13 protein-coding genes are annotated in these 13,093 nt (G+C 67.7%); 1 reads left to right on the forward strand and 12 read right to left on the reverse strand.

What is annotated here, in order from left to right; translation table 11 throughout:
- Positions 1-26: 26 nt before the first annotated feature.
- The 7 genes from H4W27_RS09520 to H4W27_RS09550 are packed head-to-tail and all read right to left on the reverse strand — an operon-like array spanning position 27 to position 7,358.
- Entirely contained in the window at positions 27-1,859 is a 1,833-nt protein-coding gene (locus H4W27_RS09520) for a glycosyltransferase family 2 protein (protein WP_318782268.1), read from the reverse strand.
- A gap of 33 nt (positions 1,860-1,892) precedes the next feature.
- On the reverse strand, positions 1,893-3,599 hold the full coding sequence (locus H4W27_RS09525) for a sensor histidine kinase (protein WP_192595725.1): 1,707 nt from the start codon (positions 3,597-3,599) through the stop codon (positions 1,893-1,895).
- 56 nt (positions 3,600-3,655) lie between these two features.
- Complete coding sequence (locus tag H4W27_RS09530) at positions 3,656-4,609, reverse strand: L-lactate dehydrogenase (RefSeq protein WP_192595726.1); 954 nt, start codon at positions 4,607-4,609, stop codon at positions 3,656-3,658.
- 39 nt (positions 4,610-4,648) lie between these two features.
- The gene (locus H4W27_RS09535; protein ID WP_192595727.1) at positions 4,649-5,002 is read right to left on the reverse strand and encodes a VOC family protein; all 354 of its coding nucleotides are present in this window, start codon (positions 5,000-5,002) and stop codon (positions 4,649-4,651) included.
- A gap of 48 nt (positions 5,003-5,050) precedes the next feature.
- On the reverse strand, positions 5,051-5,830 hold the full coding sequence (locus tag H4W27_RS09540) for an amino acid ABC transporter ATP-binding protein (protein ID WP_318782270.1): 780 nt from the start codon (positions 5,828-5,830) through the stop codon (positions 5,051-5,053).
- Positions 5,817-6,476, reverse strand: coding sequence for an amino acid ABC transporter permease (locus H4W27_RS09545; RefSeq protein WP_192596532.1), 660 nt, complete (start codon positions 6,474-6,476; stop codon positions 5,817-5,819). The genes H4W27_RS09540 and H4W27_RS09545 overlap by 14 nt, the downstream gene beginning before the upstream one ends.
- Positions 6,477-6,521: 45 nt before the next feature.
- A complete protein-coding gene (locus H4W27_RS09550) occupies positions 6,522-7,358 on the reverse strand; it encodes an amino acid ABC transporter substrate-binding protein (protein ID WP_192595728.1) in 837 nt (278 codons plus the stop codon).
- A gap of 160 nt (positions 7,359-7,518) precedes the next feature.
- Here H4W27_RS09550 and H4W27_RS09555 point away from each other — a divergent pair, with 160 nt between their 5' ends.
- The gene (locus H4W27_RS09555) at positions 7,519-8,007 is read left to right on the forward strand and encodes a pyrimidine dimer DNA glycosylase/endonuclease V (protein WP_192595729.1); all 489 of its coding nucleotides are present in this window, start codon (positions 7,519-7,521) and stop codon (positions 8,005-8,007) included.
- Positions 8,008-8,053: 46 nt separating this feature from the next.
- Here the strand turns inward: H4W27_RS09555 and H4W27_RS09560 are convergent, their stop codons facing one another.
- The 5 genes from H4W27_RS09560 to H4W27_RS09580 form a co-directional block, all read right to left on the reverse strand.
- On the reverse strand, positions 8,054-8,902 hold the full coding sequence (locus tag H4W27_RS09560; RefSeq protein WP_225939072.1) for a MetQ/NlpA family ABC transporter substrate-binding protein: 849 nt from the start codon (positions 8,900-8,902) through the stop codon (positions 8,054-8,056).
- A gap of 99 nt (positions 8,903-9,001) precedes the next feature.
- A complete protein-coding gene (locus tag H4W27_RS09565; RefSeq protein ID WP_318782271.1) occupies positions 9,002-9,679 on the reverse strand; it encodes a methionine ABC transporter permease in 678 nt (225 codons plus the stop codon).
- The gene (locus H4W27_RS09570; protein WP_192595730.1) at positions 9,676-10,467 is read right to left on the reverse strand and encodes a methionine ABC transporter ATP-binding protein; all 792 of its coding nucleotides are present in this window, start codon (positions 10,465-10,467) and stop codon (positions 9,676-9,678) included. The genes H4W27_RS09565 and H4W27_RS09570 overlap by 4 nt, the downstream gene beginning before the upstream one ends.
- Positions 10,468-10,486: 19 nt before the next feature.
- On the reverse strand, positions 10,487-10,963 hold the full coding sequence (locus H4W27_RS09575; RefSeq protein WP_192595731.1) for a flavodoxin domain-containing protein: 477 nt from the start codon (positions 10,961-10,963) through the stop codon (positions 10,487-10,489).
- Positions 10,964-11,052: 89 nt separating this feature from the next.
- Positions 11,053-13,038, reverse strand: coding sequence for an NHL domain-containing thioredoxin family protein (locus tag H4W27_RS09580; RefSeq protein WP_192595732.1), 1,986 nt, complete (start codon positions 13,036-13,038; stop codon positions 11,053-11,055).
- Between the last annotated feature and the right edge of the window lie 55 nt (positions 13,039-13,093).

Raw genomic sequence — 13,093 nt, forward strand, 5'->3', positions numbered from 1 at the left:
AGCGCACCCGCGACGGGCGCCTCTGCTCAGGCCGTGATGAACCGTCCGCGGATCTCCTCGACGGTCTGCTCACCGATGGTTGCGATGATCGCCAGCTCGCGGCGCAGCGCGACGTAGTCCTCGGAGTCCAGATGGGCGCTGAAGTCTCTGGCGCACTGGGCCAGGCGCTCTGCTCCCAGCATCTCGGAGGAGACCCTGATGCTTGCGAGAGCGTCGGCCGTCGCAGTGTGGTCCTCTGCCGCTGCCGCGAGGCGCAGATTCGCCCAGCGTCTCGGCCAGATGATTCCGAAGGTGTTGACCAGCTCTCGGGCGAAGTCCTCCGCGCCGTCGAGCTCCTCGGCCAGGGTGGTGATGATCTCGGCATCCAGCAGGGGCAGCTCGAGCAGTCCTGCCCGCGGGCCTGCCGCAGGCAGGAGCAACATTCCATCGGCGTTCCGGGCGGTCTTCGCCCATGAGGTCTGGCCCCTGGCCATCCGGTTCATCGCGCGGGGGTAGTAGAGGTAGGTCAGGTAGACGTAGCCGAGGTACACCAGCCCGTAGAAGATGCCGCTGGCCAGGCTGATGTCCTCGCGGCAGGTGTACTTGTAGAGGAGCCCCCAGAGGAAATACGGGAGGATGAGGAACACGGCGGCCAGCAGCACGATCCACTCCAGCGAGCCTCCGGCCGTGAATTGGATCCGCCCCTCGGTCACGGCCAGCACCAGCAGCAGCGGGCCCAGCAGCAGGTTGATCATCAGCAGCCAGGGCTGGCTCATGAAATAGTGGATCTCCGCCCATCCTGAGCGACGCAGGTTGCCGCTGCGTCGAAGCGGCGGAAGCAGCTCGGCGCACTCCATGTTCCCCTGCGCCCAACGCGTGCGCTGGGTCAGCAGCCGCCGAGTATAGGGCAGGGCCTCCTGAGAGACGTGGGCCTCGGGGACATAGTGAGTGCGGTGCCCGCCGGCGATGATGTTCAGCCCGAGCTCATAGTCCTCGCAGAGCTTCCTGCCCCAGGGCTGGCCGTACTCCGCGTCCAGGTCATCGAGCACCGAGAGCCGGGTGAACTGGCCGTTTCCACCCATGCCCACCGTTCCGGTCTTCACGCGCAGCATCTGCATGGCCGAGTTCGAGGTGCGAAACTCGATGTCCTGCATCCGGATCAGCGTCCTGCCCAGAAAGTTCTTCAGTCCTCCGGAGAGGGGACGGGGTCGGCGATCCCCGCGGTTCTTCATCCAGACCTCCAGCTGCACGGCGCCCACGGTGTCCTCACCGAAGGCGTCAGGCCCTGCCAGCAGGTCAAGGGCGTTGCCGGAGAGGAAGCCGTCCGCGTCGAGCACACCGATCACCGTGCGGCGGCGCTGGCTCCGGTCTTGGCTCGCCGCTGCCGAGATCACCCGATAGGCCGCGTTCAGGGCATGGCCCTTGCCCGTCCTCGCCTCGGGCCGGCGTCGCGAGATCAGATGAACCTTGTCGTCGAAGTCCTGCAGTTTTCGCACGATCGAAGCGGTGGCGTCTTCGCTGGCGTCATCGATGACCCAGACGTGGAGCCCAGGAAAAGTTGTCCGTGCTGCGGACACCGTCTCCGCGATGACGCTCTCCTCATCGCGGCAGGGGATCATCACATGCCAGGTCAGCGCGTCAGCGCTTCCCGGTCGGCTCGCTCTGCGCACCACATAGGTGTGCACGAGCAGGGAGATGTAGGTCAGCGCCAGCGAGGAGATGACGGTGACCGTGATCAGACCGGCGTCGCGGACCGGGTGCGCCCCGAAATCACCGAAGGCCCCGGAGAAGCAGAACACCGTGGCGGCGAGGGCGCCATAGAGGGCACAGCCGAGGAAGACCAGCGGCGAGACGCGGAGGGTGCGCTGCCGGGTCGACACATTCCTGGGACCCGAATACATGGTCCGGCCCGGTCAGTCGCCGGCGGCGTGCGCACGCCGACTGATGTGGTGGTCGAGCGTGAACCGGAAGCGGGAACCCTCGCCGGGCGCGGAGCGCACCGTGATGGACCCCCCATGGGCCTCGATGATGGACTGCGAGAGCGCGAGTCCCAGACCGGCTCCCGCGGTGGCGGACTGACGTGCCGCCGGCGCCCGATAGAAGGGGGTGAAGACCTGGCTGGCCTCCTTCTGGCTCATCCCGGGCCCGTCATCAGAGACCTGCACGAAGACTCCCTCGGCTCCCTCCGGCACGGTGCCGGCCGTCACCGTGACGTGACCGCCCGTCTGGGTGTACTTCAAGGCATTGCTGATCAGGTTGTCGATGACCTGGGCAAGACGCAGGCTGTCGGCGATGACGGGCACTGAGCTCTCCAGCTGCGTCTCCAGCGAGATCCCCCGCGTCACCGCCAGCGGGTGAAATCCCTTCACGCAGTCGGCGACGAGCTCCTCCAGGTCGAGGCTGCGCATATCCAGGGTCAGCCGTCCCACCACGGCCTGCTGCTCCAGCAGCAGATCCTCCACCAGCTTGCTCAGCCTCTCGGCATTGCGCCGAATCACCGAGAGCTGCTCCAGGGAGTCCTCCCGGGCGGCGGAGACCGGCAGCTCCTGCAGCGCGTCCTCGGTGAAGTCGGCGAAGCCGACGATGGAGGTCAGCGGGGTCCGCATCTCGTGGGAGACCGTCGCGATGATCTCGTGCTGCGCACGCAGCAGGTGGTGCTCCTCGGTGATGTCGCGAAAGATCAGAAAGATGGCGTCCCGGGAGCCGTCCTCGGCGAGCACAGCTCGCGCGCTCACGGTGATGACCCGCTGCTCCGGCCCAGGAGCACCGGCCAAGAAGTTGAAGTTGTCGAACTCCTCTCCTCTGTTCGCACGCGCCGCGGGACGACTGTCCGGAGGAATCGAGGTTCCGTCGGTGTAGAAGATCAGGTGTCCGGCCTCGGTGGGGTCGGGGTTCCCCTCTGAGGAGACCACGGCATGGATCTCTCGCTGAGCGCGGTTCGTCATCACGTCATTGCCGTGGGCATCCATCACCAGGACCCCAACGTTGAGGTTCTCCCCCACGTCGCGCAGGAGCCGGTCACTGCGTTCGCGCTGCATGCCCATCTTGCGCTCACCGGCGAGCGCTCGCTCCATCTCGGCCCGGCTGGCCTCGACCCGCTGCAAGATTCCGATCACGGCGAGGGACATCACGGCCAGTGCGACCGGCAGCACGGTGTAGCGGGAGAACGAGGCGACGTTCAGCGGCTCGGTGATCACCGCCAGCGAGGGGATGCTGATGGTCAGGATCACCATTCCCACCGCAAGCCCGGCTCCCGCGCGCCGAAATCTCACCACGAGCCAGAGGGAGGGCACCAGGCTCAGCGTGGACAGGACCGCGCCGTCCGGCAGGGTGGCGACGCGGCAGATGCCGCAGGCGACGATGCTGATGACCGGAACGGTCCACTCCAGCGGCCGTGGCAGCCCCTGACGTGGGGCGAAGACGACGGCGACCGTGGCCGCCAGCAGCAGCCCCAGGCCCAGCGCGACTCCGGCCAGCGAGGTGGTCTCGGGTTCGTAGATCGCCAGCGCCAGCACTGGAGCTGCGAGCACCACGAGGAAGGTGAGCTGTTGAACGAGAGAGAAAGATTTGCCGCTGGAGTGGTAGAGCAGCGCCCCCGCAAGGGTCCCGATACGCGTCATGATGTCCCTACCTTACTGGTGAGGACCAGGGTATGAGTCTTTTGACCTGGGGCGGATCAGAGTCCGAGCGAGGACTGCACCTCGACGAGTGCCTGTGCGGAGCTGCGCAGCGACTCGGCCTCGTGTTCTGAGAAGGGAGTGGTCGTCACCGGCTGCACTCCCCGGGCGGAGACCACGCTGGGGATGGACAGCGCCACACCGCTGATGTCGAGGAAGCCGTCCAGCACGCTGCTCACCGGCAGGATGGCGTGCTCATCATGGAGGATCGCCTCCACGATCCGGGTCGCGGAGAGGCCGATGGCGTAGTTGGTGGTGCCCTTTCCTGCGATGACCTGATAGGCGGCGTGGCGGACTTCGTCGGAGAGGGTGTCCAGCTCATCGGCGCTGAAGACCCGAGCGCCTTCGCGCTCCCAGTCCAGCAGCGGGGTCACGCCGATGCTGGCGGCGGACCAGAGCGGGAACTCGGTGTCCCCATGCTCCCCGACGATATGGGCATGCACGCTGGACTGGGCCACCCCGGCCCGCCGAGCGAGCTTCCAGCGCAGCCTCGCCGTGTCCAGCACGGTCCCGGAGGAGAAGACCCGGCCGCTGGGCAGCCCGGAGATCTGCTGGGCGGCCACGGTCAGCACGTCACAGGGGTTGGTGACCAACAGGTACACCGCCTCAGGGGCGCGTTCGAGCAGCTTCGGAAGCATGCTTCGAAGGATCTCCACATTGGTGCCCGCGAGGTCCAGCCGCGTCTGGCCGGGGTGCTGCTTGGCCCCGGCAGTGATCACGACGACGTCGGCGCCCTCCACGTGCTTCAGATCCGCGCCGCCGTCGATGTCGCTGGCGCCGGTGAACTGGCTTCCGTGGGCCAGGTCCAGGACCTCAGCCTCCACCCGGGCGGCGTCGACGTCGTAAAGCCGCACGTGCCGGGCAGAGCCTCTGATCATGGCCGCATAGGCGGTGGCTGTGCCGACGCTGCCGGCTCCGACGATGGCCAGGGTGGAGTTCTCGATGACGCTCATCCGGTCAGCCTAGGGCAGCTCGCTGGACCGGGACAGGGGTCACTTCCAGCAGAGGCAGAACGGGTGCCCCGCGGGGTCGGCGTAGACGTTGAAACGCTGGGCCCCGGCGGCCATCTCCAGCACCTCTGCGCCCAGCTCGACGACCTCGGTGTGCGCCACAGCGATGTCCTCGACATCGAGGTCGAGGTGGATCTGCTGCGGCCGGCCCTCCGGCCACTGCGGCGGCTGGTGATCCGGCGCGAGCTGCACGGCGAGCTGAGGCTCCCCCCGCACCGAGACCGTGTGCCAGTCCTCCTCGCGGTGCACCTCCCCGCCCATGACGCTGGCCCAGAAGCTGCTCTCGGCGTGGATGTCGGAGGCGTCGAAGACGACTGTCTGCGCTGTGATCTTCATGCGACCCAGTCTGCGCCGGGCCGGATGCCCGGTCAATGGCAGCGCAGGTCAGAAGGGGTTGAGCAGTCGGTGCACGAACTGCTGCGTGCGATCCTCTCTGGGTGCGCGCAGCACATCCTCGGCGCGGCCCTGCTCCACGACCACGCCGCCGTCCATGAATACCACCGTGTCGGCCACCTCCCGGGCGAACGCCAGCTCGTGGGTGACCAGGACCATGGTCCAGCCCTCCTCGGCGAGCTCCTTGATCACCGTGAGCACGTCTCCGACGAGCTCGGGATCCAGCGCGGAGGTGGGCTCGTCGAAGAGCAGCAGCGAAGGCTGCTGGGCCAGCGCCCGGACGATGCCCACCCGCTGCTGCTGCCCCCCGGAGAGCTGGTGCGGGTAGTCGTCGCGCTTCTCGGCGAGACCCACCCGCATCAACAGCCGTTCGGCGTCGGCGACGGCCTCGGCCCTGGGGCGCTTCTGGACCTGGATCGGGCCCTCGGTGACGTTCTGCAGCACGGTCTTGTGCGGGAAGAGGTTGTAGCCCTGGAAGACCATCGCCGAACGGCTGCGCAGGGATTCCTTCTCCCGTCGGGTGGTCTTGGGGCCGAAGGTCACCTCAGGCCCGCCGGAGAACGCCACCGTGCCGGCGTCGGGCTGTTCCAGGCCGTTGAGACAGCGCAGCACCGTGGTCTTGCCAGAACCTGAGGGACCGATCAGCGCGAGCACCTGTCCGGGCTCCACGCGCAGGTCGATGGAACGCAGCACCTCGTTCGCGCCGAAGGACTTGTTCAGTCCGGAGACGCTCAGCAGTGGGGTCTCGCCGCGGCGATCAGTGGGCGACATAGCGGTCCAATCTTCGCTCGAGGCGGTCTTGAATCATGGAGAGCACCAGACAGAACACCCAGTAGATCACCGCCGCCTCCACATAGACGATCATGAACTCCTGGCTGAACGCGGCTATCTCCTGGGCCACCCGGAACATCTCGGTGACGAGGATGAGCGAGGCCAGCGAGGTGTCCTTGACCAGGGAGATGAAGGTGTTCGACAGCGGCGGCACCGAGACTCGCGCCGCCTGCGGCAGGATCAGCCGTCGCAGCGACTGGCTGCGGGACATGCCGATGGTGTACCCGGCCTCCCACTGACCCTTGGGCACCGAGAGGATGGCCGCCCGGATGATCTCCGCCGCATAGCCGCCCACATTCATCGAGAAGGCGAACACCGCGCTGGGCCACGGGTCGAAGGAGAGTCCGATCGAGGGCAGCCCGTAGAAGATCACGAAGAGCTGCACCAGCAGCGGGGTGCCCCGGATCACCGAGATATAGAAGCGGGCGATGCCGGAGAACAGCCGATTGCCGCTGATGCGCATCATCGCCAGCAGCAGCGCCAGGCTCAGTCCCAGCGTGAAGCTCGCCAGCGTCAGCGGGATCGTCCCGGTCAGCCCCCCGCGCAGCAGCGGCCAGAAGGAATCGCTGATCAGCGCCCAATCGATGTCGATCACGGGTTGCCCCCTATCGCGACCTGCCCGTCAGGGAGATCATTCACTGACGTCCTCGCCGAAGTACTTCTCTGAGATCTCGGCCAGGGTGCCGTCCTCGGCGAGGGTGGCCATGGCCTCGTCCACGGCCTCGACCAGTGAGTCGCTGCCCTGACGGAAGGTCAGCGCGGAGAGGGACTGCTCCTCGGTCTCGGCGGCGATCTTGATGTTCTCGTTGTTCTCCGTGGCCTGGTAGTCCAGGTAGGTGAGCTTGTCGTTGACGGTGGCGTCCACCCGGCCCTGCTCCAGGAGCGTCACGGACTGGGCCCAGCCTTCCACGGCCTCGACCTCGGCACCAGATTCGGTGGCCAGCTCGTACCAGTTCGAGGTCAGCGACTGTGCCGTGGTCGCGCCGTCGAGGTCTTCGAAGCTGGTGATCTCGTCATTGTCCTCAAGGGTGACGATCACCCCGTTGGAGACCGTATAGGGCGCGGAGAACTGGTAGCTCTCTTCGCGCTCCTCGGTGATGGAGACCTGGTTGGCGATCACGTCGAAGCGGGCTGACTCCAGCCCGGCGAACATCGCGTCCCACTGGGTCTCTTCGAACTCGACCTCGACGCCGAGCTCCTCGCCCACGGCGGTGACGATCTCCACGTCATATCCGGTGAGCTCCCCCGAGCCGTCCTCGTGGTAGCTGAAGGGACGGTAGGTCCCCTCGGTGCCCACGGTGAGCACGCCCTGCTCCTGCACCTCTTCGAGCGTCAGCCCTGAGGCAGTCTCACCATCGGCGGCGCCGTCGGCACTCTCCGACTGGGGGTCCTCACCCCCGCCGCAGGAGGTCAGCGCCAGTGCCGCGGCGGCAGAGACGGCGAGCGTGGAGATCAGGCGTGTGGTCATAGAAGCTTCCCTTGGGTCGGCGCCCCATGCGGGCGGCGCGCAGCAGATCGGTCGTGGACAGGCATCAGTCGTTGACAGGCACAGAACGGTATCACCGGCCCGGCGCGGTGCAGCCCCCTCTGTTACGCCATACGTCGCCGAGCACCGGTAGCCTGTGCCGATGCGCATCTGGAGCCTTCACCCACGCCACCTCGACCGCCAGGGCCTCGTCGCCTGCTGGCGGGAGACCCTGCTGGCCCAGGCGGTGCTGAACGGAGGCACCAGGGGGTATACGAATCACCCGCAGCTGATCCGGTTCCGCGCCCGGCCCGAGCCGCTGGCCGCCGTCGGCACCTATCTGCACGGCGTCGTCGAGGAGGCGGAGAGCCGCGGGTACCGCTTCGACCGCAGCAAGATCCTCAGCGGCAGGGCGCCCGGGGAGGACGGTGCGGAGACGTTGGACGTGACCGAGGGCCAGCTGCTCCTGGAATGGGAGCATCTGGGCGCCAAGCTCGCGGCCCGGTCACCGGAGAAGGCGCGGGAGAACCTGCTCGCCGCACAGGCACAGACGCCCCGACCTCCTGTCCCCGCCCCGCATCCGATGATGCGGGTGGTCCCCGGCTCGGTCGAGCCCTGGGAGCGCGCGGAAGCGTCCCGGCCCGGCCACTGAGCCGGAGCCGCCTGCCGCTGAGCAGGCGGCTCCGGCCGATCGCGGATCAGAAGGCCGGGGCCAGCGTCTCGTCGTGCTCCTCGACGAGGAACTCGCGCACCTCGTCGCTGGTCATGGCGTCCTCGAGGACCTGGATCTTCTCGGTGTCGAGGTCACCCTCGCGGGCCACCACGGAGATTGCGAAGCGCTCGTCGATGTTCTCCTCCACGGCGATCGCGTCTTCGGGAGTCAGTCCGAGACTGCCGATATAGGTCGGGTAGTTGAAGACGGCGGCGATGCCCTCCTCCTCATAGGCAGAGGTGAGGTTCAGCAGGTCCACCTGGACCCATTCGATGTTCTTCGGGTTCTCCTCGACATCTGCCAGCGTGCCTTCGAACCCGACGCCCTCGGCGAGGGTGATGAGCCCCTGATCGTCGAGGATCGCCAGCGCGCGCCCCTCGTTGGAGGCATCGTTGGGCATCGCGATCCGGGCGCCGTCGGGGATCTCTTCGAGGGACTCGTAGTCCTGCGAGTAGAACCCGACGCGCGCGTTGTAGATCGGCTGCACGATGGCGAGCTCGGCGTCGTTCTCCTGGTTGTAGGCCTGCATGTACGGCTCGTGCTGGGCGAAGTTCGCGTCCACCTCGCCGTCGGCCAGCAGCCGGTTGTACTGGACGTTGTCGCTGACCTGCACCAGCTCGATCGTGTAGCCGTCCTCCTCGGCGACCTCGGCGGCGGCTTCGACCACATCGGTCATCGGGGTCGTGTGGGAGGCGACCTGGATGAGCGTGTCCTCACCCTGCGCCCCATCGGCCGCCGGCTCGCCTGAACAGGCGGCGGTGGCGAAGAGCGCGAGGACGACGGCGGCCCCGCTGAGCGCGCGGACAGGACGGTTCTGCAGTGATTCGGCGTTCAAGGTTCTCCTCGATCGGAATGGATGGGCCGGTTGCGGGCCCTGTTGTGTCAACGACGTCGGCGCTCCAGTTATGCCAGGCTGCGGCTCTGCGCCGGATGCTCAGCGGGAGCGGCGGTCCAGCGCCATGGAGAGCCTCGTGCCGCAGGCCTGGATCAGCATCACCAGGACCACGATCACGGCGATCGTCACGTACATGATGTCGTACTCATACCGCTGGTAGCCGTAGCGGATGGCAAAGTCTCCGACGCCGCCGCCGCCCACGACCCCCATGATCGTGGAGTAGGAGATCATCGAGATCGTCACCGTGGTCAGAGAGAGCACCAGCCCGGAGCGCGCCTCGGGGTAGAGAAAGCGGGTGACCAGCTGCAGCGTGCTGGCTCCGAGCGAGTCGGCCAGCTCCACGGTGGCCTGCGGGATCTCCACGAGCGTCTGTTCAGCCCAGCGCGCGTAGAGCGCGATGGCCACGAAGGAGAGCGGGACGGCCGCCGCCGTGGTGCCGAAGGAGGTGCCCACTGCCCAGCGGGTGAAGGGGATCAGCGCCACCACGAAGAGCAGGAAGGGCACTGAGCGGACCACGTTGACGAACCCGTTGAGCCCGGCATAGAGCCAGCCGCGCTCCTTGGGTCCGCCGCGGCGCGCCAGGTACATGCCGGTGCCCATGGGCAGGCCGATGAGGACGGCGGCCAGCAGCGACCAGCCCAGCATCGCCCCGGTCTCCAGGATGGAGGTGATGATCTCGCCCTGATAGGTCGCCAGCCGCTCGGCGAAGTCGTTCACCGCGTCTCCCCCTCGAGGTAACGGCGCGCCCGCTCGGAATAGCTGTTGAAGCGCTCCCGCTCCGCGGGTGCCGCGATGTCCACGATGCCGGTGAGCAGCCCCGCCTCGAGGATGGCGGCGCGGTCGCAGGCGCCGCGGATGACCTCCAGCTCGTGGCTGACCACCACGATGGAGGTGTCCATCTCCCGGCGCACACGCAGCAGGGTGGCCATGACCTCATCGGTGTGCTGGCTGTCCAGCGAGGAGGTCGGCTCATCGCAGAGCAGGATGTCTGGTTCGTTCACCAGGGCTCGTGCGATGGCCACGCGCTGTTTCTCGCCTCCGCTGAGCTGGGCGGGATGCTTCGACGCGTGTGCCCCCATGTTCACGAAGTCCAGCATCTGAAGCGCCCGCTCCTGCGCCCGGCCGCGCGGCGGGCGGGGCCCCTGCGCGGTCCGCCGCCGGTGCAGGCTCAGCGGCAGGGCGACGTTCTGGGCCACGGTCTTGTTGGAGAGCAGGTTGAACTGCTGGAAGATCATGCCGATCCGGCGACGCTGGGCCCGGCGCTCTGCGGGGCGCAGGGAGGCGAGGTTGATGCCGTTGACCGTGACCGAGCCGGCGCTGGGGGTCTCCAGTGCATTGATCAGCCGCAGCAGCGTGGACTTGCCGGAGCCCGACTCCCCCACCACACCGAAGATCTCGGCCTCGGCGATGCTGAGGCTGACCTTCTCCAGGGCATGGACCTGCCGGCCCCCTCCGGAGCCTCCGCGCTGGGTGAAGCTCTTTGTGACCTGTGCGAACTCGATCATCGCGGAAGCAGCAGCGGCATCAGCTCAGGCCGTAGGCCAGCAGCGACTGGGACCAGTCCTCGATCCCTGGCCAATCTCTGAAGTCCGCGTTCTCCGGCGCCTTCGCCACCTTCAGCATCAGCTTCTCGAGGAAGCTGAGCTTCTCGGCGTCGATGGCTCCGCGGAAGTAGGTGACCTCGCGGTGCGGATGGCTGCGCAGCTCTTCGGCCAGCTCAGGCGCCAGGCTGGGCCCCCCGCCCACGGCGAAGAGGAACAGCGGCTTGCCGCTGAGCTCGGTCTGGTTCGCCTCCAGGAACAGCTTCCCCGGACCCCACAGCTTCTGCTGGTAGACCGGGATGCCGAGCACGACGTTGTTCGTCTCGTAGAGCCAGGCACTCGCTTCAGAGACGTCCTTGACATGCGCGGACACGCCGCGGTTCTGCAGAGTGGAGGCGATGTGCTCACCGATCTCTGCGGTGGACCCATGCTTGCTCGCGACAACGACCATCGTGGTCATAGTTCAACCGCCTTCTTCGCAGAAACTCTGGTTCGTCACCGAGCTTACCAACGCCGGGGCCGCGTGGGGCCTGGCCTGCTGAGATGAGCTCAGCGCACGCCGCGCAGATCCAGGGTCAGCTCGGTCTGTGCTCCGTCCTCGAGGCTGACCGGGATGCCCCAGTCCTGCTGGTAGAGGTGGCAGGCGGCGTGCATCGGGATCTCCTCTCCGGGGGAACCGTCACAGGCGGCGGCACGGGCGGTGATGTGCAGAACCCCCGCCGAGACCTCTGGGTTCAGCCGCAGGGTCCGGCGCAGACCCTCGGAGCTCCCCCCGCCGTCGAGCAGGAGATTCTCCGGCGAGGAGGAGATCTTCAGCTGGGTGGGGTCCCCCCAGCGGTCGTCGAGCTTCTGGCCAGTGGGAGCTTCGAAGCCGATGGCCAGGGAGAACTCTCCCGGGGACACCGCCGTGGTGGGGCGCTGAGTCTGCGAGGCACCTTCGTCCACGGTGAGGTACTCCTCGGGGACGGCGATGCGGACCAGCTCATGCGCGTTGGTCTCGACCACGAGCAGGCTGGCGCCGTCGGCGTCGAGCAGCACGTCGGAGGGCTCCTTGAGCCCCCGCGCCACAGTCGTCACGCCTGCCGCCACGGTGGTCCCGTCCGCGGCGAGGTGCTCCCCGCGGTAGCGCCGGATCGCCCCGTTATAGGTGTCTGCCACCAGCACGGAGCCGTCCGGAAGCGCGGTCACGCCCAGCGGATGCTGCAGCCGGGCCTGGCCCGGCTCCCCGTCTCGGAAGCCGAAGTCGAAGAGGCCTTCGCCGATGAGCGTCTCCACGGCCGGTCCGGCCGGGGCATCGACGCCGTCAGCCGAGGCGGAGGTGCGGATCACTCGCAGCGAGGAGGTCTCGGAATCCGCGATCCAGATGTCGCCGGCGGCATCCTCGGTCAGTCCCGAGGTCTGCGCGAACCAGGCCTGATCAGCCTGCGCGTCGAGGAGACCCTCCAGTCCGGTGCCGGCGAAGATCGCCAGTTCACCGGTGCGCGGCTCGAAGGTGAAGATCTGGTGTGTTCCGGCCATGGCAACGACGACGGCGCCGAGGGTCTCCGACCACAGCACGTCCCAGGGCGAGGACAGCGAGACGTTCAGCGGCTCGGTTCCCAGCGATCCCGACTCCACCGCGCCGGCCCGGGCGCGCTCGGCATCGAGCAGGCGCTGGACGCCGTTGCCTGCGAGCGTGGTGACGGCACCGGTCTCGGTGTTGATCCCGCGGAGCCGGTGGTTGACCGTGTCGGCGACGACGATGTCATAGCCGACCTGCTGGCTGATCGCCTCGGGGAGCACCGTCAGGCCCTGGGGCTCGTTGAACCGCACGCTCTCGGCCGAGCCGTCATGGTGACCCTTCTCGTGGTCTTCGCCGCCGCCCCAGGAGCGGACGACGGTCGACAGGTCCGGAGACAGCTCGACGATCCGGTGGTGCCCGGTGTCTGAGACCAGGAAGTTCCCGACGGCGTCCTGCCGCCCTCCCAGTGCACGGGTCACCGGAACGGCCTTGCCGGGGAAGCGCAGCGTGCGCGAGACCGGCTCCGGGGGCACGTAGGGGCCGTTGCCGCGGTGCAGGGTCCCTTTGTCCTCGTGCTCGGCGGCGAGCTCCTCGACCAGCGAGGTGAGACCGGCGACGTGTCCCTCTCCCGCGAGCGAGGCGGCGATGTAGCCCTGCGGGTCCACGACCACCAGGGTGGGCCAGGCTCGCGCCGAATAGGCCTGCCAGGTGATCAGGTTCGGATCGTCGAGCACGGGGTGGGCGATCTCGTAGCGTTCCACGGCGGCGGCGAGCGCATCCGGGTCTGCCTCGTGTTCGAACTTCGGGGAGTGCACGCCGACGGTGACCAGGATGTCGCTGAACCGCTCCTCCAGCGGGCGCAGCTCGTCGAGGACATGCAGGCAGTTGATGCAGCAGAAGGTCCAGAAGTCCAGGATGACGATCTTGCCGCGCAGGTCCTCGAGGGAGACCTGCTTGCCTCCGGTGTTCAGCCAGCCTCTTCCGACCAGCTCGGAAGCGCGCACGCGCTCAGCACGGCGAATCGTCTCTGTCATCAGGGGTCTCCTGTCGGTGCTGCGGTGTCCCAGTCGGTGACGCTGGGATCATGGT

The organism is Nesterenkonia lutea (genome assembly GCF_014873955.1).
In the GTDB taxonomy this organism is placed as follows: Bacteria; Actinomycetota; Actinomycetes; order Actinomycetales; family Micrococcaceae; genus Nesterenkonia; species Nesterenkonia lutea.

Bases quoted from the DNA above. Each gene is read 5' to 3' on its own strand.
- H4W27_RS09540 (WP_318782270.1), bottom strand. From the start codon at position 5,830: ATGTCGCCCACTGATCGCCGCGGCGAGACCCCACTGCTGAGCGTCTCC.
- H4W27_RS09575 (WP_192595731.1), bottom strand. From the start codon at position 10,963: ATGACCACGATGGTCGTTGTCGCGAGCAAGCATGGGTCCACCGCAGAG.
- H4W27_RS09525 (WP_192595725.1), bottom strand. From the start codon at position 3,599: ATGACGCGTATCGGGACCCTTGCGGGGGCGCTGCTCTACCACTCCAGC.
- H4W27_RS09555 (WP_192595729.1), top strand. From the start codon at position 7,519: ATGCGCATCTGGAGCCTTCACCCACGCCACCTCGACCGCCAGGGCCTC.
- H4W27_RS09580 (WP_192595732.1), bottom strand. From the start codon at position 13,038: ATGACAGAGACGATTCGCCGTGCTGAGCGCGTGCGCGCTTCCGAGCTG.
- H4W27_RS09535 (WP_192595727.1), bottom strand. From the start codon at position 5,002: ATGAAGATCACAGCGCAGACAGTCGTCTTCGACGCCTCCGACATCCAC.
- H4W27_RS09530 (WP_192595726.1), bottom strand. From the start codon at position 4,609: ATGAGCGTCATCGAGAACTCCACCCTGGCCATCGTCGGAGCCGGCAGC.
- H4W27_RS09550 (WP_192595728.1), bottom strand. From the start codon at position 7,358: ATGACCACACGCCTGATCTCCACGCTCGCCGTCTCTGCCGCCGCGGCA.
- H4W27_RS09570 (WP_192595730.1), bottom strand. From the start codon at position 10,467: ATGATCGAGTTCGCACAGGTCACAAAGAGCTTCACCCAGCGCGGAGGC.